Here is a 22,837-nt window from a genome sequence, read left to right as displayed (position 1 = left end):
ATATGCTCCGCTCGCGGATCATTCCCTGCCTGCTCATCAGGCGAAATGGGTTGGTCAAGACCGTCGGGTTCGGCGATGGCAAATATGTTGGCGATCCGATCAACGCGGTTCGGATATTCAACGAGAAGCGCGTCGACGAACTGACGGTGTTCGACATTGACGCGACCGTCGAAGGGCGCGAGCCGAACTATTCGGTGATCCGCAATCTCGCTGCAGAATGCCGCATGCCGCTCAGCTATGGTGGCGGAATCACTACCGCGGAGCAGGCCGCGAAGATCATTTCGCTCGGTGTCGAGAAGATCACGATCAGCGCGGCAGCTATCGCCAGGCCGGAGCTTATCAGCGAGGTCGCCGAGGCCGTGGGCAGTCAGAGCACTGCGGTGGTGCTCGATGTCAAAAAGGGCGGGTTGCTTCGCGGCGGCACTCACCTCGTCACACATAATGCGACCCGACGCACCAAGCTCGATCCGGTCGAGTTTACGCGCATTGCCGACAGCCACGGCGCCGGCGAAATTGTCGTCAATTCGGTCGATCGGGATGGCCAGATGGGGGGATATGATCTTGATCTCGCCGGGGAGATTCGGCGGGCGACGACGCTTCCCATGACGGTGCTCGGCGGTGCCGGCAACATCGGTCATATGGAAGCGCTGATCGATCGGGTGGGCGTCGTCGGGGCGGCGGCGGGAAGTCTGTTCGTGTTCAAGGGGCCCTATAAGGCCGTCCTCATCAGCTATGCCCGGCCTGCGAATGCCAGTCCGCGCTGAGGCTCGTCTCCAGCCCATCATCGGCCCCGCCACAGCTATCGTCTTCCCGCTGGCAGCGGCCGCGCCGTACCCTTACCCATCCTCGCGCCGGGTCGAGGCTTCGCCCGAGCAACCACTGGAGGCGCCGTCGCTGTGAAGATTTTGATGATTTGCGAGTTCTTCGACCCTAACCTGGAGTTTCAGGAGAACCAACTCGTCAAATATTATCGAAAGGCCGGTCACGAGGTTCTGCTCCTGACGTCCACGTTCGAATCGGTATTCGATTATTATGGCGACCGCCATGACAAGGCTAAGCCCGCCTCACGCTTCGAAGTGCACGGAGCGACCGTCCAGCGCCTTCCGTATAAATGGAACATCAAGAATCGGTTGCGCGCCTATCGTGGCGTGACGGAGCAGGTGGAGGCGTTTGCGCCCGATCTGATCTATATTCACGACATCAGCCCCAATATTCCGGAACTGGTCCGTTACAAGCGCCGTCATCCGTCCTGCAGGATGATTATGGACATCCACATGGATTATTCCAATTCAGGCAAGAGCTTCGTCGCCCTTCGCATCCTGCACGGGGCGATTCGTCGCTTTTTCCTCGATTGGGCACGGCCTCACCTCGACAGGATATATCCGGTCGTTCCCGTCAGCTTCCCGTTCATGCGCGAGATTTACGGCGTGCCAGACAGCGAGATGGAGCTGTTGCCGTTGGGCGCTGACATGGACCTAATCGAAGAAACTCAGGCCAGGTGCGACCGCGACGCGTTGCGCGCTGAACTTGGGATCGGACCCGAGGATTTCGTCATCTTCACCGGCGGTAAGATCACGCCGCGCAAGCGCACCGAGGACATTATCGCGGCAATCGATACGCCCGAGCTTGACCGCGCGCACGTCCTCATCGCCGGAGGCGTGCCGGACAGCGAGCCCGAATATGCCTCGCTCCTTCGGACCGCCGCCGACAAGACGGGCGGTCGAGTTCATTTCGTGGGATGGCAGCGACCTGAAGGTGTTTACCGGCACATGCACGTCGCCGATGTCGCGGTCTTTCCGGCTAGCCAATCGGTCATGTGGCAGCAGTCGATTGGCTCCGGTCTCCCGCTCATAGTCGGCGATGCCGGCGGGCAGGACCCCTCCTATCTCAATCTGCATGACAATCTGCGCATCCTCGCCAAGGACGAGATCGGGCCGGATAATCTCCGTGCGGCCCTGACCGACCTGCTCGATCGCCCGGAGAAGCGCGCACGCATGGCGGCCGGTGCGCGGCAGACTGCTCGGGAGATGCTGGACTGGAACCGGCTCGTGAAGCGGACTCTGACCTTCAGCGAGTGACCGTCATCGGCGATCGCCCGGCGTGGCGCATCACCGTGCGGTTCACCGCATGATTCAGCAACAGCCAATAAATCGAATATGTGACGAGTTGAGATGCGGTCAGTATCTGAACGAATTCGATCAGGTCGAGCCGGTAGTGCGTCTGGATAGCGAAAATAACGGCAATCGCGCTGATGCTCGTAAAGTCATAGACCAGCTTCAACTCCTGCGCGTGCAGCAACGGCACCAGGCGACTGTTGGTGTTGATCAGCACGATCATAGCCACCCAAGGCGCGATCACCACGCAAATCCGCGCGAACTCGCGCAGCTTCTCGCCGGCCACGGCCGTCACTGCCGGCTCGATCAGGAAATAGGCCGCCACGCATCCGACGAGTCCCAATAAGCCGATCAGAAGCGACGAGCGACGGAACAGGTGCGCGAAGGCGTCGACGCGACGATTGCGCAGAAGCTCCGCGTAATGCGCCTGCAAGGCTTCGGTCAAAGCCAAGGCGAGCTGCCCCACAGGCACTGCCATGGCGCGGTACGCGAGGCCGAAACTGGCGGTCGCCGCAATTCCGAAAAAATGGGTAACGAGATAAATCGGCGCATTGACCGCAATGCTGTTCACCAGCGTAGATGGCGCTTCGAGTGTAGGAAACTTCCAATTGCGCTTGACGGCGGATCGTAGCGCATGAAAGCGACGGCGGCGGGCGATCCATCCGCCCGGGATCCGGGGAGCTACGCTTAGGGCGAAGCCGGCGCCGATCAGGAGCTCGCATGTTAAAAGGAGCATTCCCTGGTGAGCGTAGACGAAGCCGCTGGCATGGCTAACAAGAAGCGCAATGAGGACCCCGCGCAGCATAGCGACCAAGCCCGCGCGGATATAAGTGCCGCGCTCGATGCGGACGATCGCCTTGAAACGGATTTGAAAGTAGCGACCTACTTGACCAGCAGCGACGATCAAGGTGAGCAGGGCCGTCATGACGATACCGGCGATCGGGACGGTATCGAGCTCGAACAAGTCGAGGCCGCGAGCTCCCAGGGCCAGCAGGAATACCAAAGCCGAAGACATCAGCGTGGCGGCGCCAGCACACACCAGCAAAGCGCCAAGCTCAACCCTGGACCGGGCAGCCGGCAAGGCCGAGTCGAAGCGGAGGGTCGCGACCGCAGAGAAGGTTTGTGCGATCGACTGACAGAGGAGGAACAGGCCGAGATCCGGACCGCGCATGACCACGCCCAAAGCAAGCATGGTTACGATCTGCGACACCAGCATCACAGCATTCGCGGAGCCAAGCCGCAACAGGCTATTGCGAAGAGTCATCTCCAGTCACTCTTTGCCGCTAACTGCCGCAGGACGCCGCTAAGACTGGCTCGAGACAATATTTCATTGGCGTCGCCTTCAGTTTGAGTCAGATCGCCGCCGCCTATTGTCTAAGCTGAGCCCGAATTAACAGAGATCTGTATGCACTCGTATAAGGCATGCGAAGCACAACAGGGCGACCGATCAAACGCTTCACGACATTTTTGATGAAAGGAATGAAGCCATCTGTCTTCACTTTACGAATTTTCACCACGTCAAAGCCGCCGCGATCTAAAAACTGGCGAAGCTGCGGCTCGCCCGCAAATACGAGGTGATCAGGCAGCCCCAGCTCACCAGGAAAATCGCTCCTCCGTTCCATGTCTGCTAAGTTACCCGTTTCGATAAAGAGTTGGCCGTTGGGCTTAAGAACGGAGCGCACTAGCGAAAGGAACTCATCGAACTCTGGGATGTGCGAAAACACATTTACCACGGATATGATGTCGGCTTTCGGGTGATTTGGTTGGAGATAATCCTCGACTATGTTCAAACCACGCGCACGGGCGGCATTCGCCTTCGGCCGCATAGGTTCCAGACCTTCCACGTAACTGCCCGCTGGCGCAATCGATGAGACCGCTTCGATGACCTCGCCATAGCCGGCCCCCACGTCCACCCAACTAACCGGCTTTCCCGCGCGCCAGACGTCCTGGAAAATTGCGCCCAAATGCCGGCGATAGAATTCCACTTTGCCCGGAGCATGACGTGCCGTGACGACCAGACCGTCCGCCTCCGCACTGTGTGCGCCGGTCTTCACCGCCTCGTGGATGAGTTCGGGATTAGGGCGGGGATTGACGTATAGGAGCCGACATTCCGAGCATCGAACGGTGGAGAAGCCGCGCTCCTCACCCCAGAAAACATACTCGTCTGTCTTGCAGTTCGGGCAAACCGTTTCCGACACTTTCGATGTACTCGCCATTGGCTCCTTTCTCCCTGGGCCAAATCGGCCAACCAGGCGCGCGAACGCATTTCACAGGTCGCGCTTGCGCGCAAGGCCAGCCGTTTGGCATAGTTAGTCAGGGCTTTCCAGCCACAGTCTGCACCCGACCATTTCGGAAGTTGAGTGCTCGACCCTCGAGCAGGGCGCCCGCGATGGCGCCGCCCACATCGACATTGGCGACGTCCCAATTGGCCGGGCCGTTGTCCGGATCGTAGAGAATATAGGTCAAGTTCGTGCCCGTCCCATTCTGCCGGTATCGCACATTGTCCAGCTGGACGAACATCGGGCCGCTGGAACCGAACGCAGGGTTGTACCGAACGCCCGCTCTTGCCCCGCCAAGGCTTCCCGTCCGGATATCAACAGACGTGCCGTAAAGGCGGCCGGATTGTCCCACCGTCAGCGCCTCGAGGCCCTGATTGGATATCATTATCTGGTCCGCGCGCAGGGTGGCGTCGCTGACGACCACGGGTCGCCTACCGCCGCTGATCTCGATCCTGCCGCACGACAATTCTCCAGATAACAAGGCAACGCCGAACTCGCCCGAACATTGGGCCTCGACGGCCATCATGGAGTTTGAGCCGATCGCGACTGCTGTGCTCTCGGCATGCTGAATGATCGCGGCATCCGCTGAAGCCCCGGTAGAAGGAAAGGTGCCGCGAAGAGAACCCAGTTGGTTCCCATCGACGGCAAAACCCGCATCGCTGCTATAACGCGTGATATTATAGCCGCATACGAAGCCGGTGCCGACGGCTCCCGCAAAGGTGCAGCCGCGCCCGGACCGGAGGGCGATCAACGAACTTTCAAGCGATCGCCGAGCGGATGTTCCTGTTACCAGCCCAAAGACGCAATTCTCGTTATCGATGGCCCTTCCCTGTGCATCCTTCGCCACCGAGCAATAAAGGACAGGCTTATAGTTTTCAGTTGAATCGATCCTGCCGAAGGTCGTTCGGCGACTGCCGATCACAACCAGGGCGGTACCCGCAGTGCCGTTGCCGAAGGTCTGGCGGCCGTTCATTCCGGAAGCCTGCACATCTCCGAAAATGCCGTCGTCGCACCACATCACGGAACAACCCACGGCCATGTTGTCGTATCGCACGCTGGCCTGGACCCGCGCCCTGTTACAATGGTCGAAGACCATTCCTGCAAGGCGTGTGGAGCCGGCCATGCCGTCACCCCTGCAATGCACAGCGCCGGAAAGTCGAAGGTCGTCGGCATGCTGGAAAAGAATGCCGATCCGTCCGCGCGCGCCATTAGACAGGGTTCCGATGCCTCCTCTGCCGGACACGTCGAATATAGCGTTGTCGAAATGGAAACTCGCGCGGTTCGTTATGGTGGCGCAATCGACCAGTCGATATCTTCCCGAGAAAGTTACGACGGCATCATTTTCGGCGGACCATCTCGCCGCCGCGACCAAGGCGCGCGAACAATCATCGTTCGGATCATGGCCGGCGGCCATGAAGTCTTCGAACGATCGCGAACTACCAGCCGCCGACCCGGTGCAACCAAAAGGCACGAGAAGAAGCGGGCTTCCCATCGCTCCGGCGATGAGCTTTCGCCTCGAGAGTTGCAGACCGTTCATACGGTGACTCTACAATGCTATGATGAGCGCAACGTGAAGCACGTGCCCCGTCGCGGCTCAATACCCTATCTTTCCGATCCTATTCGGCGCGAGTGGCAGGGCCATGAAGGGAGTAAGAGGCGGCAGGCCGGCTATGCGGCCAAGCGCGGGAGCATGGCGGATTGTTGAACCGGCACATGTTCCTCGTCCTTTATAAAAATGGCCAGAAGAGGGACCATCACCCCGCCGTAGCTCATGAAAGCCGTGAGCGTGTCCGAGGAAGCGAAAAACACGGAGATGAACAAGTGCGATGTCATGGCGCCCGCAGCCGCGAATCCGAGCTTCTTCTGCAGGACGTTGGCGAAACTCAGCAAGCCGGAAATGAGCAGGCCATAAATAGCCATGCCGAGGAGACCCGCGTGCGCATATCCAGCGCCGAGGAAGCCGGTATTTGCATTAGCCGACCCCATGGTGGCGACGCCATGTCGCATTATTTCATTGAGGTCCGAATAGACGTACATGATCAATTGGGGGACGGACATCCCGTAAGGATTGTGAACGAGCCCTAGAGATATCCGGCTGTCAGCCCAGTACATATGAGAACTGACCGAGAAGAAGTCATGATACAGGAAATTGGCGTACGCCGGAACGAAAAACATGCGGCGCGTCGTCAATGTTGCAAGGAAGGCTGTCTGTTCGTCTACCAAGTACATCAAGACAGATATCAAAATAGTGGCACTTGCCCCTAAGAGAAGAGCACTCGCCCCAAGGCGACTGCGCAAACAGTAGTAGAAGAGAAAAACGAACACAGGAATAAATGCGTAGCTCTTCTGCGAAGACAGGCCAAAGAGGAGCAGGGTAAGGGCAACCAAAGCAAAGAATCTAGTGAAATCTCTATGCTTCAATAACATAGCTAGAGAGAAGGGTACGAGCAATCCCGTGAGATAGAGCATCAGGCGCTCCAGTTGCGGGCTACGCAAGGATGTCGCTTCTCGCCGATATTCATAAACCTCGGTAAAGTCGAAGTTAAGGACCGATAGATTGCCTTGATAAATAGAGGTTAGGATAAAGAAAATAGTTAGGCCTATGCTTATATTTATGAACCTTCTAGAAGGGATGAAGGCCCATTTTTTCGGCGTACGGATTTGGATATTTAGTTTCTGGAATATCCACATACCAATATAGATGGCCATGATCATCGCCACATAATCTGGCGCGGAGCCTCGGTACGAGTAGAGCGCGATCATCGGGAGTATGGGGAAGACGGCCAACATGGTGAGCATCGCATCGCCAACCCTGCGTCTTCCCGTACCGCAAAGATGTGCGATTACCAGGACGCAGACGATTGAAATCGGGCCCTTATGCGGGCTCTCTATTCCGGCAAGCCAGTTTCGCTCGAGGAAGTCGTTCACATAGAGATCGAGCATGAAGTAGTGCATGCCGAAGAGCAGGCTGCCGTAGACCGCCCAAATGCCCAGGAAAGCCCGGATATAGTTGCGTGGATTAATGGGCGTCGTCAGGAACGGGTCGGCGTGAGGGTTTGCTTGCATGGCGGACTCCATTGACGGACTCCTCAGGCCGCTGCAAGTCCCGGCGCGAGTCGGCTCCTCCTGGTAACGGGGGTGGCGCCGCGGGGTAATCGGCGATAGCGTTAGCGTTGGCTGGGCAGGAGACACAGGCGGAGTTTTCGGCGCGGTCCTTATCACGATTAAATTGGGTTTCGGAGGTGCAGGCGAAGGGCCGCTTCGGCATCCGGCGAAGCCGACGCTATGCCTAAGAAACTTGAGACGGAACGTCCTTGGAGGAAAATGAAGCAAGTTGTTCAAAGACTGGATAGCGGGGAGACGCAGATCATCGAGGCGCCGGCGCCGGCCAACGCCGCCGGGCACCTCCTTATCCGCACGACCGCCACGCTAATTTCCGCCGGCACTGAGCGCATGCTCGTGGACTTCGGAAAATCGTCGATGCTTGCCAAGGCCCGTCAGCAGCCCGAGCGAGTTAAGGAGGTGCTCGCGAAAGTCCGCACCGACGGTCTGGTGACGACTTTGGACGCGGTTCGATCCAAGCTCGGACAGCCGATTCCCCTCGGTTATTGCAACGTCGGCGAGGTAATCGCGGTGGGTGAAGACATCGACGGTTTCACGGTCGGGGACCGCGTTGTCTCGAATGGGCCACACGCAGACATCGTTCGTGTCCCGCACAACCTATGCGCGCGGATTCCTGATGGTGTCGACGACGAGGCGGCGGCATTCACCGTCGTCGCCAGCATCGGGCTCCAGGGTGTTCGTCTGGCTGGACCGACGCTCGGCGAGGTCTTCGTCGTTACCGGCGCGGGCCTGATCGGGCTGCTCACGATACAGCTTCTGCGGGCACAAGGGTGCCGAGTGATGGCGATTGATTTCGACGAGGCGAAGCTGGCGTTGGCCCGTGCGTTCGGCGCCAAAACCTGCAACCCCTCGCTAGGTATCGATCCGGTGGCAGCCGGAATGGCGTTTAGCCGCGGACGCGGTGTCGACGGTGTGATCGTCACCGCATCCACTCAATCCAGCGATCCCATGAGACAAGCCGCGCAGATGTGCCGCAAGCGCGGGAGGATCGTGCTCGTAGGGGTAACAGGGCTCAACCTTAATCGCGCCGACTTCTACGAAAAGGAACTCAGCTTCCAGGTATCCTGCTCCTACGGGCCGGGACGATATGATCCGGAATATGAGGACAAGGGGCGGGATTATCCGATCGGCTTCGTGCGTTGGACCGAAGGGCGGAATTTCGAGGCGGTGCTTGACATGATCTCGGAGCAGCGGCTCGACACGGCTCCTCTGATCTCCAAGTGCTTTCCGTTCGAGGAAGTGGCGCAGGCTTATCGAACGCTGACCGAGGATAAGTCGGCGCTCGGGCTGCTGCTCAAATATGAGTCACCCCTCGAAGAGCGGCTGACTAGAAAGACAATGCTCCTCCCGAACATCGCTCTGGATACTACGAGATCGGTGATGGGCGTCATCGGCGCGGGCAATTATGCCACGCGGATGCTCATCCCGGCGTTAAAGCAGGCCGGAGCGCAACTCCACACGATCGCGACGCCGGGTGGATTGAGCAGCGCTATCACTGGCGGGGGATCGGGGTTCCTAGCCGCAAGCAGCGATGTCAGCGCGGTGCTGGCCTCGCCCGAGATCAACGCCGTCGCCATCGTCACACGGCACGACAGCCACGCTTCGCTTGTCTCGGAAGCCCTTTTCGCGGGCAAACACGTGTTTGTGGAAAAGCCGCTGGCGCTGAATTTCGATGAGTTGGAGCAGGTCGAAAGCGCGTATCGTCAGGCTGTCCAAACGCTCGGAGGGCGGCAGTTGATGGTGGGTTTCAACCGTCGGTTCGCGCCCCAAGTCCGAAGGGTGAAGCAGCTTCTCGGCGGAGTGCAGGCACCGAAGACTTTTCTCATAACTATGAATGCCGGGGCGATTCCCAAGGGTCACTGGACCCAGGACCGGAATGTCGGCGGGGGCCGGATTATCGGCGAGGCCTGTCATATGATCGATCTCATGCGCTTCCTTGCGGATAATCCAATAGTCTCGATTCAGGCGCGGAGGATGGGCGACGCGCCGGGCGTTGAAATGGCTGAGGACAAAGCCTCTATCACGCTCGGTTTTGAGGACGGCTCATTCGGCACGATCATGTATCTTGCGAACGGCGCTTCGACTTTTCCGAAGGAACGGGTTGAGGTGTTTACTGCTGGTCGCACGCTCCAACTCGACAATTTCCGGCGCCTTACCGGATTCGGCTGGCCGGGCTTCAAGAAGTATAATCTCATGCGCCAGGACAAAGGGCAGCAAGCGTGCGCCGCCGCGTTTCTTGACAGCCTAGGATCGGGTACGGCCGCGATCCCACCGGAGGAGATTTTCGAGGTGTCTCGAGCGACGATAGAGGCAGCGCTGATTCTCCGCGCCCAATGAGCAAATCGTCATCGAGGTTGCGGGTCACCCTGGCGATCGGCCCGGGAAACGTGGCGCGAGTAGTGCTCTACCGGGCGGCCTTGAAATTGGGTGTTCATCCGGCGCAGCGTCTTAGGGCAGCGCCGGTTCGGGGACCATTTTTCGCAGCGCCTAGCGCGCCGCCGGTAAACGCAGTCATGGCCTCCGATTGGCAGGAGCGGGCCAGGCTGTTCGGATTTCTTGAAATCGAGGTGGGCCAGCGGCCGCCCGACTGGTTGCGCAACGCCATAACGAAGGGGAGAGTGCCCGACGCGACGCGTCAGTGGTGGGAGATACCCGATTTCTCGGACGCCGTCGGCGACATCAAGTGCGTATGGGAGCTTTCGCGATTCGATTGGGTAGTCAACTTGGCCCAGCGCGCCCGCAATAGTGATCGCGAAAGCCTCGACCGCCTTAACATGTGGCTGGAAGACTGGTGCGTCCGCAATCCGCCCTATCGCGGGCCGAACTGGAAGTGCGCCCAAGAGGCATCGATCCGGCTCCTTCACTTGGCTACGGCCGGCCTGATTCTTGGGCAGGTTCGCGAGACCAGCGTGCCACTAAGGGCGCTTGTATTGACGCATTTGCGCCGGATCGCCGCCACGATGTCCTATGCCGTAGCGCAGGCCAACAATCATGCCACGTCGGAAGCCGCAGCGTTGTTTATCGGTGGCAGCTGGCTGGCCGCGAACGGCAGTCGAGCGGGGGAATCCCTTGTCAGGCGCGGCCGCCAGCACCTTGAAAAGCAGGTTGCCCGGCTCGTCGAGGAGGATGGCAGCTTTAGCCAATATTCGCTGAACTACCACCGGGTGCTGCTGGACACGCTGTCGATCGTGGAAATATGGCGCCGGCACCTCGACCTCGCGCCATTCTCCGCACTTTGGCGAAAGCGGGCGGCCGCCGCGACCGATTGGCTGATGACCATGGTCGAGCCGGCAAACGGCGACGCCCCCAATCTGGGCGCGAACGACGGCGCGCGATTACTCCAGCTGACCGCTACCGGCTACCGTGACTTTAGGCCGTCGGTGCAGTTGGCTGCTTCTCTGTTCCGCGATGAGAGGATATACGGGCCGGGCGCGCATGATGACACTCTGGAATGGTTGGACATCAAGCCCGGATCGCGGCCCGCCGCCGCTCCTCGAAGCCGGCTGTTCGATCAAGGCGGCTACGCGGTCCTGAAGCGCGGAACGGCGACCGCGGTCTTGCGCTATCCGCGCTTCCACTTTCGGCCGAGCCAGGCGGACGCGCTGCATCTCGATCTGTGGATCGACGGGGAAAACATGCTGCGCGACGGAGGCAGTTACAGCTACAATAGAGGCGCCCACTGGATCGACTATTTCGGTGGCGTCGCTTCCCATAATAGCGTGCAGTTCGACGATGCCGATCAGATGCCGCGCCTCGGTCGCTTCCTGCTCGGGGACTGGCTGACGACATCGCGCCGGACGCCGCTAGGGGAGGACAACAGCAGTACTCGTTTCGCCGTCGGCTACGAAAACCGCGCCGGCCACAGACACGAGCGCTGCGTTCGACTGACTGACGGTCGGCTGAATGTGATGGACGAGATCGGGGGTTTCGCGCACAAGGCGGTGCTCCGATGGCGGCTGGCACCTGGGCTGTGGCGGCTGGAAGGCGAAACCGTCATCAACGGTAATCACAGTCTCAGCGTCTCCTCGAGCGTTCCCATCGTTCGTATGGAGATCGTCACCGGTTTTGAATCGCGCCACTATCTCGAGCTGAGCGAGATTCCAGTCCTGGAACTCGAAGTGGCCCGCGCGGGAACGCTCGAAAGCGAATATCGGTGGGCGCAATGAGAGTTCTGTATTTCCACCAGCATTTCTCGACTCCCGAGGGGGCGGGCGGCATCCGATCTTATAAGATGGCTCGCAAGCTGATCGAGCGCGGGCACGAGGTCACCATGGTATGCGGTCGCCATACCCGTGGTCAGACGGGCCTTCAGGGCGCTTTTCGCGGCGGGCTGCGGCGGGGACACGTTGACGGGATTGACCTGATAGAAGTCGATCTCGCCTATTCGAACCGAGATGGCTTCTTTCGTCGGTCGGCTACCTTTCTCAAATTTGTCCTGCGTACCGTCCGACTGATATTCACCGAACGATACGACCTGCTGTTCGCGACAACCACGCCGCTGACAGTGGGAGTGCCGGGGATCGCCGCACGCTGGCTGCTGCGCAAGCCATTCGTGTTCGAAGTTCGCGATCTTTGGCCGGAGCTCCCAAGGTCCATGGGTGTCATTCGGAACCCAATCGTCTTGAGCGCACTGTCCCTGCTCGAGTGGTGCAGCTATCGATCGGCGGATCGGCTGGTGGGACTATCTCCCGGGATGGTCGCCGGTATCAGGAAGCGTGGTGTTCCCGATGCGCGAATTGCCTTGGTACCCAACGGATGTGATCTCGACATTTTTACGGCCGATGCTGACCCGTGGCGGCCGAAAGGCATAACTGACACGGACGTGCTGGCATTGTTCTCGGGAACGCACGGCATCGCCAATGGCCTCGACGCTGTTCTTGACGCGGCAGCGGAACTCCGGCGCCGCCATCGCGACGATATCAAGATCCTCCTGATCGGAGATGGCATGTTGAAGCCGCGACTGCGCGAGCGCGCGGACCGGGAGGCACTCACCAACGTGATTTTTCACGACCCCATTGAGAAACATCGACTAGCGGGTTTGTTGGCGGGCGCCGACATTGGCCTCCAGACTCTCTTGAACGTTCCGGCCTTCTACCAAGGGACATCACCGAACAAATTTTTTGATTACATCGCTGCCGGGCTCCCTGTGCTCAACAACTATCCAGGTTGGCTCGCCGACTTGATTACCGAGAACGGCTGCGGATGCGCAGTCCCACCCGACGATCCCGTCGCCTTCGCCGACGCACTGGAACATATGGCGGATGACGTTATGGCTCTAAGTGAGATGAGCAAGAACGCGCGGGCGCTGGCCGAGCGGAGCTTTGATCGAGACCGTCTCGGGAATCGCTGGGTCGATTGGGTGGTGAATGCCGACGAGGCAGCGCGCACACATGATGATTGACCGTTGATCCCGCCTGTAAGACGTCATGCCTATATTTTGCCGGCTCTAGCCAGCCGACAGGTGCCTCGCCTTCCTTGACCGCTTCCCCTCGTCGCGCCGCCTCGGTTCCTCCTTGCGGACCCGCGGACGCGCCATCAGCGCGCAGCAGGCGGCGAAGACGGCGCTGAGCGCGGCCGTGCGGAGAGGATAGCCGACGGCGCTCTGAACGAGGATCGCGGCCGATGCGATCGTCGCCGCGCGCTGGAGCGGCCCGGACTCGTTCGAAAGCCAAATCGCGTGGGTCCGGCGAACCCACCACAGCAGGAAGGCGACGATCAGCGCCAGACCGGGAAGGCCCATCTCGAGGAGGAGTTCGACATAATCGTTGTGGACGTGGTTGAGGTAGATTCGGTCGACCGCGCCGGCTTCCTCGTAGCGCCGGTAGACGTCTGCGAAAGTGCCTATGCCGGAGCCCAGCGGCTGGAAATCGACGGCGGCGCCGATGCTGGTGCCGACCGCACCGTGGCGCGAATTCGGTCCGGCGACGGCCTCTTCCCAAATATAGGCGTTCTGAAAGGAGGTGAAGGAGACGACGCCGACATAGAGTAGGGCCAGCAGCCCCAAAGCGAGGGCCCAGATCCGGGAAATTCTGCGCTTGCGACGGCGGAACATCGCGATGCTGGCGATGAGGACCGGCACGAGAAGCGCGAGGGCGATGAGCGAAGCGCTGAGGATGAGACCGGCGACGACCGCGAGCAGCGCCAGGAGCACCAGCAGCTTTCGCCGGTAGATGTCGCCTTCGGTCTCCTGCTGGGACGCGGCGGACAGGTAAAGCGCGACGAGCAGCGGAACGGCGACCAGCAGCAGCAATGCAAGATGCGCGGCATTGGCGAAGAGACCGGTATAGAGGCCGAAATCGCTGATCTCATAGATGTAGAAGAACGACCCGGCGGTCACCTGGAGGAGGCCGAGCGGGAGCGACAGCGCCGCCACGACCGCGATCGACCAGGCGAGCCCGCTCCGCCCGAATCCTAACCTCAACATCCCGAGCAGGACGGCCAGCGACGGCAGAAGCCAGAGCGCCGAGGAGACGGTGTCGTAAGGGGCGAGCGAGATCGGGAGCCAGGGAAGATCGAGTCCCAGCAGCGTGTAGCCGTCGACGATCGCGCCGCGGCCCGGGAACAGCGTCCACAGGAAGGGCGGCAGGGGAATGAGCTGAACAGCGACCAGGGCGACGGCCAGCCAGGCCAGGAGCAGCAGACGACGCGCCGGCGGCGAGAGCGGCGTCTCCGGTCGGCTGAGCAGCGACCACAGGATGATCGGGATGGCGAGCAGTTGGAGCAGCATGTTGGCCCAGAGGCCGGCCGCACTGGCACCGCCCAGGATGAGGCAAAGCAGCAGATAGGCCGGGACAAGCCCTTCGCGGACGCGCTCCATCACAAGGAATCCGCCTGTTCGATCGACAGGTCGGTGATGGCGATATTCGGCGTGCCCACTCCCCGACCCGGGCGGCCCACAAGCCTGATCCATTGCGCCGGGCAACCGGCGGGCACCGCGAATGCGCCATTGTTCGACTGCGGGATTACGGCCGAAGGCTTGACGGCGATAGTTGTCAGGCGCGCGTTTGAACCCTGGCATGTCAGCGTCCAGGCGAGACCGCTTCCCGCCGCTCCGGCTTCGCCCTTCGCCTCGAAGGAAAGCGTGTAGGAGCCGGAGGGAAGCAAGAGAAGTTGTTCGGCGAACTCCGCCCGCGCATCACCCGGATAAGCGATCCTGAGGCCATTGCCGAGCTGCGCGGAGCCCGCCTCGCCGCTGACGAGATGCCAGTTGAAGGGCGGGCCAGCGGGAAGATCTTCAAACCCCGGGTTGAACAGGTCCCCCGGCGCGCGCCCCGCGGGGAAGCCTGCGAAACGGCGCCACTGCGCATAGGCCTGCTCGACATCGCCCCGCTCCGCCAGGGCGGCGACCAGGACATCGGGCCATTTCGCTTCCGGGCCGGGTCGTTTGCCCCTGGACAGCCCCAGGATCAAGTCGGGCGACGCTCCCGTGGCGGCCAGGTGCTCCAGCACGGCGCTCTGGGCGGCCGGGTCGCCCTCCAGCACCTGCGCGATCGCGGCGCTCTCCGGGGTGCTTTCGGCGAAGCGGGCGAGGCCGGCGATCAGCAGCGGACGGGCGTCGGGCATGAGCCGTGTAAGGACGGCCATCTCCCCGGCTGCTTCCTTGGCCTGACCGTTACGCACATAATGTTCGAGCAGAAGGAAGCGGGCGGTGCGGGAACGGGGATTTCGTTCGCGAGCCTCGACCAGCAGCGGTTCCGCTTGCTCTCCCATGCCGCCACGGAGCGCGCTCGCGCCAGCCAGGAGGAAGGGCGTTTCATGGAGCGGCGCGCGGAGCGACGCGGCGAGAGCGCTGTCCACGGTCGCTTGGGCCACCGCGCCCCTTTCCTGCCGGACGATGGCGTCAGTCAACGCCAGGGCTACGCGGGGATCATTCGGAGCGACGAGGGCCGCAGCGGCAGGGTCGCTCTCGACAAGCGCGTTCACCGCCGCCGATCGGACGACCAGCCACGCGAGTAGGACCGCCGCGACGATGGCGAGGACCAGCTTCAGGATGTCGTGCCGGATGCGCGCGCCGGCGGACGCTTCAACCCCGTTCGGCATCGTTGTCGGCGGCCTCGGCGACGATATAGCGGCGGCGATCATCCTCAACCACCAGCGCCGTCAAGCGCCCGGTCTGATAGGCGCCGGTGTCGATTCCTATCCGGTTGGGCCGTTCGTCCACCTCGTCGACGATCGTGTGTCCATGGACGACCATGAACCCGTGTGCCTTTTGCTCGCTGAGGAACGGTTCGCGTATCCAGCGGAGGTCGGAAAGGTTCTGCTCCTCAAGGTCGATGCCGGGGCGGATGCCCGCATGGACGAAGAGATAGTCGCCGAAACTGAACGTGTCGGCCAGCCCCTCCAGAAACTCCCTATGCGCTGGCGGCACGCGGTCCTGGACGAGCCTGATGCCCGCCTTCTCGTCCATTCGTCGCAGTTCCTTGGGATCGATCCCATAGCTTTGCGCGCATTCCGCGCCGCCGAACTTGAGCCAGGAGGGCAGGATGCCCGTCTCGCCCTGGAGGATGCGAAGCAGCACTTCCTCATGATTGCCGGCGAGGAAGACCGGTCTGGCCGATGCGGGGCGGTAGACGCGCAGGCGCTCGATCACGCCTGCGGAATCGGGGCCGCGGTCGATGAAATCGCCGAGAAACACGATGAATGTCTTGCGAGCGTCCAGCGATGCCATGTCCGCTTCGATCCGGCGAAGCAGGATGTCGAGGAGGTCGAGCCTGCCGTGCACGTCGCCGATCGCATAAGCGCGCGCGCCGGCCTTGCCGCTCACGGCCGCCGCCGGCTCCTGCTTTCCAAGTATCTTCCTGAAGAAAAACATTTATCTTCCGCGATAACCGTTCTTGAGCTGAGTCTTGCCGCCAGCCGACCAACGGCGATGATGCCCGCGCTCTCGCGGCAGCCCTTATATTCGCCGGGGTCGCGAGGCAAATATTGGATCGCGCCCGCAGAGCCATTAAATAGATGGACGGGCATATTGTTGCGCCATGCACTTCCAGTTCAGGCTCAATATGTTGATCGAGGAACTGCCTGTCTTGCCCAGGCATTTTACGGGCAAAGGTGGCCGGCGAACGCCGACCGGCATAAATGACGACAGGGACGCCATGTTCAGATTATCTCGACTAGCCTTGATCCTTTCCAGCGCGCTCGTTGCCGCGCCTGCCGCGGCGCAGCTTGTGCCGGGCGAAACTCCGACCGAAGATCAGGTCACCTCCGGCGAGGTGCTGGCCGCCGAGCCGGCGCCGCCCGCCGTCGAAGCCGTTCCTGTCATCGCCCTGCCGCCCATGCCGGTGGCGGAGTGGGGTCGCGAGGATGTCGAGGAGCTGCTCGCCTATGTCGAACGAGTCGGCGAGGAGGGGCTCGATCCCGCCGATTACCAGCCGGAGCGACTTCGCGCCGCTCTCGCCGGCGCCGATGAAATCGAGCTCGGCCGTGCCGCGACCGACGTCTTCCTTCGGCTCTCCTCCGATCTCAGCCTTGGCCATGCGCGCGGCGACGCCCGGCTCGGCTGGCACATCAAGGACGACGAGATCAACGGCAACCAGCAATATGCCCTGATGGCGACGGCCACCCGGGACAATACGGTGCGGGACACGCTGTCGTCGCTGCTGCCGACGCATCCGCAATATGCCGAGCTGAAGACGGTGCTCGCCGCGACGCCGAAGAGCGACCGCGCGACGATCGACAAGGTCCGGGCCAATCTCGACCGCTGGCGCTGGATGCCTCGCGACCTGGGGCAGAAATATGTGATCGTGAACGTTCCCGCTTACACGGTGGCGCTGGTCGAACATGGCCAGGTCGTATCGAGGCACCGCGCCGTGGTCGGCAAGCCCAAGACCGCGACGCCGCAGCTCAGCGCGACCATCAGCGGCGTGATCTTCAATCCCTGGTGGAATCTGCCCCAGAGCATCGTCAAGGAAGTCGGAGCCGGTGCCAAAGGCTATGTGACCAAGCGCGGCGAGGACGGGACGGTGTATATGCGGCAGCGGCCGGGGCCCAATAACGCGCTCGGCAGAATGAAGATCGTGATGCCGAACGATTACGCCATCTATCTCCACGACACGCCGGCCAAGAACCTGTTCGCCAAGAATCGGCGGGCGTTCAGCCATGGCTGCATCCGTACCCAGGACGCGCTCGGCTTCGCGGAGTTGCTGCTGGCGCCCACGGGCGAATGGGACAAGGCTCGGATCGACGAGACGGTGGCGTCCGGCGAAACGGTGCAGGCAGACACCGCGGTGCCGATCCCGGTCTACATCACTTACTTCACCGCCGCGGCGGCGAAGGACAGCGGCGGCATCATCGCCTATGACGATCTGTACAGCCGCGACGGACCGGTCGCCCTCGCCTTGAACGACGGCGGCGACACGGCCTTAGCGTCGACGGTTAGCGGATCGGATTAGACCTTGTCGGCGTAGAGAAGGCGGCCGGGGCCGAGGCGCCCCAGCATCTCGGCGTGGCTGGCGGCACCGAAAGCGAAGCAGCCCTCGCTGCGGCCGAGCTTGCCCTGCTCACGCGCGATCTCCGGCTCCGCATACCAGGCGGAGTGAACGACGATAGCACGCCCCAGGGCGTTGCTGTTGGTCGGGTCGAGCCCCGAGAGACGCAGCGAATAACCATATTTGCCGTTGTAGAAGTCGCCCGTCACATAGGCGCCCCGCGATGTCGCCAGCGATTCATATTCGTTGGAGAAGTTCTGCAACCAACCGCAATGGGTCGGATCGGACCCCCGGCCATGGGCGACATGATGCGCTGTCATCCGACCGCTCATCACGTCGAGAAGGTAGAAACGCGGATCGCCTGAAGGCCGCGAGAAATCGGCGATGCCGATCACGTCGGCATTGCGGATGCTCGACCGCTTGGCGGCGAGAGCGAGCAGCGCGCGGGCCTTGAGGCGCGGATCGATCTGCGGCGCGAAGGACGCGGCGGCCGTGATCGCCGGGCGACCGGCGATCCCCAGAAGACCGGCAGCGGCGCCGGCATGAAGAAAGTGTCTGCGTGAAAGTGTCAGTTTCCCCTCCCGGTGCCAAGGGATCCTTCTATCGCTTTTGTCATGCGGTCTCAATGAATTGACCTCGGCGAGGCTGGGTTTCATCGCAGCTCAGTCGCGCTTCGCCGCATTATGCGGAACCAAATATTAACGAACAATTGCCGCTTTCGGATGCGGAACAAGCGGGTGTGGACCCGCGTCTTCCCGCCATGGATGCGTTCGATCGACTGCCGGTGAAACCGGGCCTGGCGCCGATGGAAGCGAAGCTCGTCGATGCCCTGCCTGAAAGCCCGGACTGGTGGTTCGAACCCAAATGGGACGGCTTCCGCTGCCTCGTCTTTCGCGACGGCGATGATGTCGCGCTCCAGTCCAAAAGCGGCAAGCCGCTCGCCCGCTATTTTCCAGAAGTGGAAGCGATCATCGCGGGCTTGGAGACCAAGAGGCTGGTGGTGGATGGAGAGCTGATCATCCCGGTCGGCGGCGTGCTCTCCTTCGAAGCTTTGCAGCTGCGCCTTCATCCGGCCGAGAGCCGCGTCAAGAAATTGGCGGCGGAGACGCCGGCCGAGCTCATGCTGTTCGACTGCCTGGTTTCGGCCGACGGCGAAAGCCTGTTGGAGCGACCCCTGGCGGAGCGCCGGGAAGCCCTGGAAGCCTTTCATGCCGCCGAAAGCCGGAGATCTCTGCATCTCTCGCCCGGCACCGCCGACCGCGCGCTGGCCGAGCAATGGCTCGAAGAGTCGGGGGCAGCGCTGGATGGCGTTGTCGCCAAGCGCCGCGACGGCATCTACGAAGCCGGCGAGCGGGCTATGCTGAAGGTGAAGCAGATCAGGAGCGCGGACTGCGTTGTCGGCGGCTTCCGCTACGCCGCGAAGGGCAGGAAGGTCGGATCGCTGCTCCTGGGTCTTTATAATACCGAGGGCAAGCTCGACCATGTCGGCTTCACCTCCGCCATTCCCGGCGCCGATCGGGCGGAGCTGACGAAGCGACTCGAGGCGCTGGTCGCGCCGCCCGGCTTCACGGGCCGTGCGCCCGGCGGCCCCAGCCGCTGGAGCACCGAGCGAAGCGGCGAGTGGCAGCCGTTGAAGCCGGAGCTCGTCGTCGAAGTGGCCTACGACCAGATCACGGGCGATAGATTCCGGCACGGAACCCGCCTGTTGCGCTGGCGCCCGGACAAGGCGCCGGCTCAGTGCCGGATGGAGCAGCTCCAGCCTGAGGCGGCACCCGCAAATTTGGACGCCATGCTCGCTCGCCGATAATAGATGCATAACTTGTTGAAAAGGCAGAAATCGGCACCTTTTCGACTGATCCATGTTAGAAATGCCCTGCGGTTACTACCGTATAGGTTCCACTTGATTTCGCATCCCGGCCAATGTCTATTTCGACCCGCATCAACTGGTCCTGATGCACAAAAGGCGGCGGGACCCCCACTCCCGCCGCCGCATTTGTCGCCCTAGGGCGAATTTCCTTGATCCCGATCAGTCACCCGTTGACTCGGGACCCCAAAATCACCTTATTTGGGGATATCTGGACGATAACGCCTGTCCCGAAGGAAATTACCCTGTCTTCTCAGCATGTTCATGTAGTGGACGATGATCGCGACGTCCGCCGGTCGATCAGCTTCATGCTTGGCACCGCCGAGCTCAGCTCCCGCCCCTTCGGTAGCGGGGCTGATTTTCTGGAAAGCCTCGGTGAGCTCCAGCCGGGCTGCATCCTGCTCGACATCCGGATGCCGGAGATCGACGGTTTCGAAGTGATGGCGGAGCTTTCCCGTCGCGGAATCGACTGGCCGGTGATCGTGATGACGGGCCATGGCGAAGTTTCGATCGCGGTCCGCGCGATGAAGCTGGGCGCGGTCGACTTCATTGAAAAGCCGTTCGACGAGGGGCTCCTGCTCAGCAGCCTCGAACGCGCCTTCGGGCTGTTGAAGGACAGAGGAGAGAGAGCGGAGCGCAAGCGGCAGGCGCAGGACCGGATCGGCGCGCTGACGACCCGCGAGCATGAAGTGCTTCAGGGCCTGATGGCGGGGCTCCCCAACAAGGTGCTTGCCCGCCGACTCGGCATCAGCCTGCGCACGGTCGAAATGCACCGCGCGAACATGATGGACCGTCTCCAGGCCGGCAGCCTCGCCGAGGCGCTGACCCTGGCGGTGCAGGCCGAGATCGAGCCGCTTGAGCCCGTGGGCGGCCAATAGGACTCCGCCCCTCGATGCGCGGGTGTTTCGGGCCGATCCCGAAATTCAGGCGCGCTTGTCGAAGGTAGAATGACCAAACCGGGTTTCGCCATTCTGGCGCCGCCGTCAGACGGCAAGCTCATCGAGCAGATACTCTGCGACTATAACCACCCTTGCGCGCTGATCGAACCGGACGAGCTCGTTGGACTGGTCCGGCGTGGCGAGATCGGCGTGCTCGTCGTGGCAGAAGTCATGCTGGAGCGGTTCGACCATGTGGCGTTAAGGCACGCGATCGAGGAGCAACCGACATGGTCGGACCTTCCCATCCTCCTGTTGGTGGAGCGGTGCGACGTGCCTCGATACGCTCCCCTCCTCGACAAGCTGGGGCAGGTGAGAATCGTCGAGCGGCCGATCGAAGCTTCGATTGTCGAGCGGTCGGCCCTCACCGCCTTGCGCTCCCGCGACAAGCAGCGTGGATCGCAGATCCTGCTGAAGCAGCTGGGAGAGGCGCAGGAAAGCTATCGCCAGCTCAGCGAAACGCTGGAGCATAGGATCGCGGAGCGCACGCGCCAGCTCGAAGCGGCCTATGATCGGTTGGTGCGCGAAGGCGAGGAGCGTTTTGCAGCGGAGGAACGGCTTCGCGAAAGCGAGGAACTGTACCGCTGTACCATCGAGCTCAGCGAGCAGCTCGCCTGGACCGCCGACCCGAACGGCACAATCCTGTCGATCGGCCCCCGCTTCGCCGTGCTGACCGGGCTCGGCGGCGACCTGCTCGCGCACGACCGCTGGATGCAGGCCATGCATCCCGACGATGTGGAGCCGGTAATGGCCCATTGGCGCTCTCGGCTGGCTTCCGGCGAGGCGAGCTCGATCGAATTCAGGATGAGGGTCGCCGATGGATCCTATCGCATGTTCCGCGCGCGCGCCGCGCCGCGCCGCGACGAGAGCGGACGCATCATCCGCTGGTACGGAACGACCGAGGATATCGAGGAACAGACCCGGGCCGACGAGGAGCGGCGGGCGGCGGAAGAGCGCTATCGGCTCGCCGCTCACGCCGCCAACGACGCCATCTGGGAGCTCGATCTTTCCTGCAACCAGGTCCATCGGGCGCCGTCGGTCGACGGCTTCCTCGGCCATCCCCAGGTCGAGGCGACATTGCCCTTGTCCTGGTGGGAAGAGCAGCTCCATCCGGACGACAGGAAGCGCGTGGCATCCGGACTTGCCGCGGCCATAGAGGGCCGGGCGAGCCACTGGTCCGACTCCTATCGCATCCGGCGTGCCGACGGCGACTATGCCGACGTCCAGGACCAGGGATTCATCGTCCGCGACAAGGACGGCCGGCCTTTGCGGGCGGTGGGCGCCATGACCGACATCACCGAACGGCGCCGCGCGGAGGCGGCGCTCAGCAAGCTGCAAGCGGACCTGATTCACGTCTCGCGTCTCAGCGCCATGGGCGCGATGGCCTCCACCCTGGCGCATGAGATCAATCAGCCGCTTACCGCTATCACCAACTATGTCCGGGGCAGCCGGCGCATGGTCGACACGCTTCAGGGGGGAAGCTTGCCGGAGCTGAGTCAAGCGCTGGAAGCGGCTGAGACGGCGGCCCTTCGAGCCGGGCAGATTGTCCGGCGCCTGCGCGAGCTGGTCGCGCGCGGCAACGTCACGATGCGTACCGAGGATCTGCCCCGGCTGATCGACGAAGCGAGCGTCCTTGGATTTGTCGACTCGCAGCTGCTGGGCATTTCCCATCAGGTCCGAACAGACCCGGCGGCGCGATGGGTCTATGCGGACCGCATCCAGGTCCAGCAGGTGTTGATCAATCTCATCCGCAATTCCGTTCAGGCGATGATGGGAGAGCCGAGACGGGAAATCCGGATAAGCACGTCCCTATCATCCGGCGACATGGTCGAAGTGTCGGTGGCGGATACGGGGGTCGGCCTTTCCCGCGACATACGCGAGGCGCTTTTCTCGCCTTTTCAGAGCACCAAGGCGGAAGGCATGGGCATCGGGCTTTCCATCAGCCGCACCATCGTCGAGGCGCATGGCGGTCGCATCTGGGCCGAGGACCGCGACGGCGGCGGCGCCATCTTCCGCTTCACCCTGCCGCTTGCCGAGGAAGGCCGGGAGCGCGAGTCGGAGGCCGCCCAAATGTCCGCGGACCCATTATAATCCC

Annotated in this window: 17 protein-coding genes; 9 read left to right on the top strand and 8 right to left on the bottom strand. The window is 62.0% G+C overall.

Annotation, left to right across the window (positions count from 1 at the left end; all coding sequences use genetic code 11):
* Positions 1-2: 2 nt before the first annotated feature.
* Together VIR62_RS14400 and VIR62_RS14395 are read left to right on the top strand one after the other, a co-directional pair.
* Entirely contained in the window at positions 3-764 is a 762-nt protein-coding gene (locus VIR62_RS14400; protein WP_431872372.1) for an AglZ/HisF2 family acetamidino modification protein, read from the top strand.
* A gap of 132 nt (positions 765-896) precedes the next feature.
* Complete coding sequence (locus VIR62_RS14395) at positions 897-2,078, top strand: glycosyltransferase family 4 protein (protein WP_431872371.1); 1,182 nt, start codon at positions 897-899, stop codon at positions 2,076-2,078.
* Here the strand turns inward: VIR62_RS14395 and VIR62_RS14390 are convergent.
* From VIR62_RS14390 to VIR62_RS14375, 4 genes are all read right to left on the bottom strand, one after another.
* Positions 2,068-3,378 (bottom strand): hypothetical protein, encoded by a 1,311-nt coding sequence (locus VIR62_RS14390; protein WP_431872369.1) that lies wholly within the window; start codon positions 3,376-3,378, stop codon positions 2,068-2,070. The genes VIR62_RS14395 and VIR62_RS14390 overlap by 11 nt on opposite strands.
* Before the next feature lie 103 nt (positions 3,379-3,481).
* Positions 3,482-4,330 (bottom strand): class I SAM-dependent methyltransferase, encoded by an 849-nt coding sequence (locus VIR62_RS14385; RefSeq protein WP_431872368.1) that lies wholly within the window; start codon positions 4,328-4,330, stop codon positions 3,482-3,484.
* A gap of 97 nt (positions 4,331-4,427) precedes the next feature.
* Entirely contained in the window at positions 4,428-5,930 is a 1,503-nt protein-coding gene (locus tag VIR62_RS14380; RefSeq protein ID WP_431872366.1) for a hypothetical protein, read from the bottom strand.
* Between the two features lie 131 nt (positions 5,931-6,061).
* Positions 6,062-7,471, bottom strand: coding sequence for a hypothetical protein (locus VIR62_RS14375; RefSeq protein WP_431872365.1), 1,410 nt, complete (start codon positions 7,469-7,471; stop codon positions 6,062-6,064).
* A 207-nt stretch (positions 7,472-7,678) separates the two neighbouring features.
* Here VIR62_RS14375 and VIR62_RS14370 point away from each other — a divergent pair, with 207 nt between their 5' ends.
* The 3 genes from VIR62_RS14370 (at position 7,679) to VIR62_RS14360 (ending at position 12,917) form a co-directional block, all read left to right on the top strand.
* Positions 7,679-9,853, top strand: a complete 2,175-nt coding sequence (locus VIR62_RS14370) for a bi-domain-containing oxidoreductase (RefSeq protein WP_431872363.1) — start codon at positions 7,679-7,681, stop codon at positions 9,851-9,853.
* 176 nt (positions 9,854-10,029) lie between these two features.
* Positions 10,030-11,682: a heparinase II/III family protein gene (locus tag VIR62_RS14365; protein WP_431872361.1), complete on the top strand. Its 1,653-nt coding sequence runs from the start codon at positions 10,030-10,032 to the stop codon at positions 11,680-11,682.
* A complete protein-coding gene (locus VIR62_RS14360; protein ID WP_431872359.1) occupies positions 11,679-12,917 on the top strand; it encodes a glycosyltransferase family 4 protein in 1,239 nt (412 codons plus the stop codon). Before VIR62_RS14365 ends, VIR62_RS14360 begins: the two co-directional genes overlap by 4 nt.
* Positions 12,918-12,962: 45 nt before the next feature.
* Here VIR62_RS14360 and VIR62_RS14355 read toward each other — a convergent pair whose 3' ends face one another.
* The 3 genes from VIR62_RS14355 to VIR62_RS14345 are packed head-to-tail and all read right to left on the bottom strand — an operon-like array spanning position 12,963 to position 16,328.
* Positions 12,963-14,333 (bottom strand): O-antigen ligase family protein, encoded by a 1,371-nt coding sequence (locus tag VIR62_RS14355; RefSeq protein WP_431872431.1) that lies wholly within the window; start codon positions 14,331-14,333, stop codon positions 12,963-12,965.
* On the bottom strand, positions 14,333-15,556 hold the full coding sequence (locus VIR62_RS14350; RefSeq protein ID WP_431872357.1) for a hypothetical protein: 1,224 nt from the start codon (positions 15,554-15,556) through the stop codon (positions 14,333-14,335). The genes VIR62_RS14355 and VIR62_RS14350 overlap by 1 nt, the downstream gene beginning before the upstream one ends.
* Positions 15,540-16,328: a metallophosphoesterase gene (locus VIR62_RS14345; protein WP_431872355.1), complete on the bottom strand. Its 789-nt coding sequence runs from the start codon at positions 16,326-16,328 to the stop codon at positions 15,540-15,542. Before VIR62_RS14345 ends, VIR62_RS14350 begins: the two co-directional genes overlap by 17 nt.
* A 283-nt stretch (positions 16,329-16,611) precedes the next feature.
* On the opposite strand from VIR62_RS14345, the gene VIR62_RS14340 reads away from it, so the two are divergent.
* Positions 16,612-17,907, top strand: a complete 1,296-nt coding sequence (locus tag VIR62_RS14340; RefSeq protein WP_431872353.1) for a L,D-transpeptidase family protein — start codon at positions 16,612-16,614, stop codon at positions 17,905-17,907.
* Here VIR62_RS14340 and VIR62_RS14335 read toward each other — a convergent pair.
* Positions 17,904-18,599 carry a murein L,D-transpeptidase catalytic domain family protein gene (locus VIR62_RS14335; RefSeq protein ID WP_431872352.1) on the bottom strand — a complete coding sequence of 232 codons (696 nt, stop codon included), beginning with the start codon at positions 18,597-18,599 and terminating at the stop codon, positions 17,904-17,906. The two genes, VIR62_RS14340 and VIR62_RS14335, sit on opposite strands and share 4 nt — an antisense overlap.
* Before the next feature lie 83 nt (positions 18,600-18,682).
* Between VIR62_RS14335 and VIR62_RS14330 the strand changes: the two genes are divergently transcribed.
* The 3 genes from VIR62_RS14330 (at position 18,683) to VIR62_RS14320 (ending at position 22,833) form a co-directional block, all read left to right on the top strand.
* Positions 18,683-19,750, top strand: coding sequence for an ATP-dependent DNA ligase (locus tag VIR62_RS14330; RefSeq protein ID WP_431872350.1), 1,068 nt, complete (start codon positions 18,683-18,685; stop codon positions 19,748-19,750).
* A gap of 326 nt (positions 19,751-20,076) precedes the next feature.
* Positions 20,077-20,685 carry a response regulator transcription factor gene (locus VIR62_RS14325; protein WP_431872348.1) on the top strand — a complete coding sequence of 203 codons (609 nt, stop codon included), beginning with the start codon at positions 20,077-20,079 and terminating at the stop codon, positions 20,683-20,685.
* Positions 20,686-20,754: 69 nt separating this feature from the next.
* Entirely contained in the window at positions 20,755-22,833 is a 2,079-nt protein-coding gene (locus VIR62_RS14320) for a PAS domain-containing protein (protein ID WP_431872346.1), read from the top strand.
* Positions 22,834-22,837: the final 4 nt, after the last annotated feature.

The sequence above is a fragment of the Allosphingosinicella sp. genome (assembly GCF_036570505.1).
Lineage (GTDB): Bacteria > Pseudomonadota > Alphaproteobacteria > Sphingomonadales > Sphingomonadaceae > Allosphingosinicella.
Note: the sequence above shows the minus strand (reverse complement) of the source record. Positions and strands in the feature narration are given on the sequence as shown.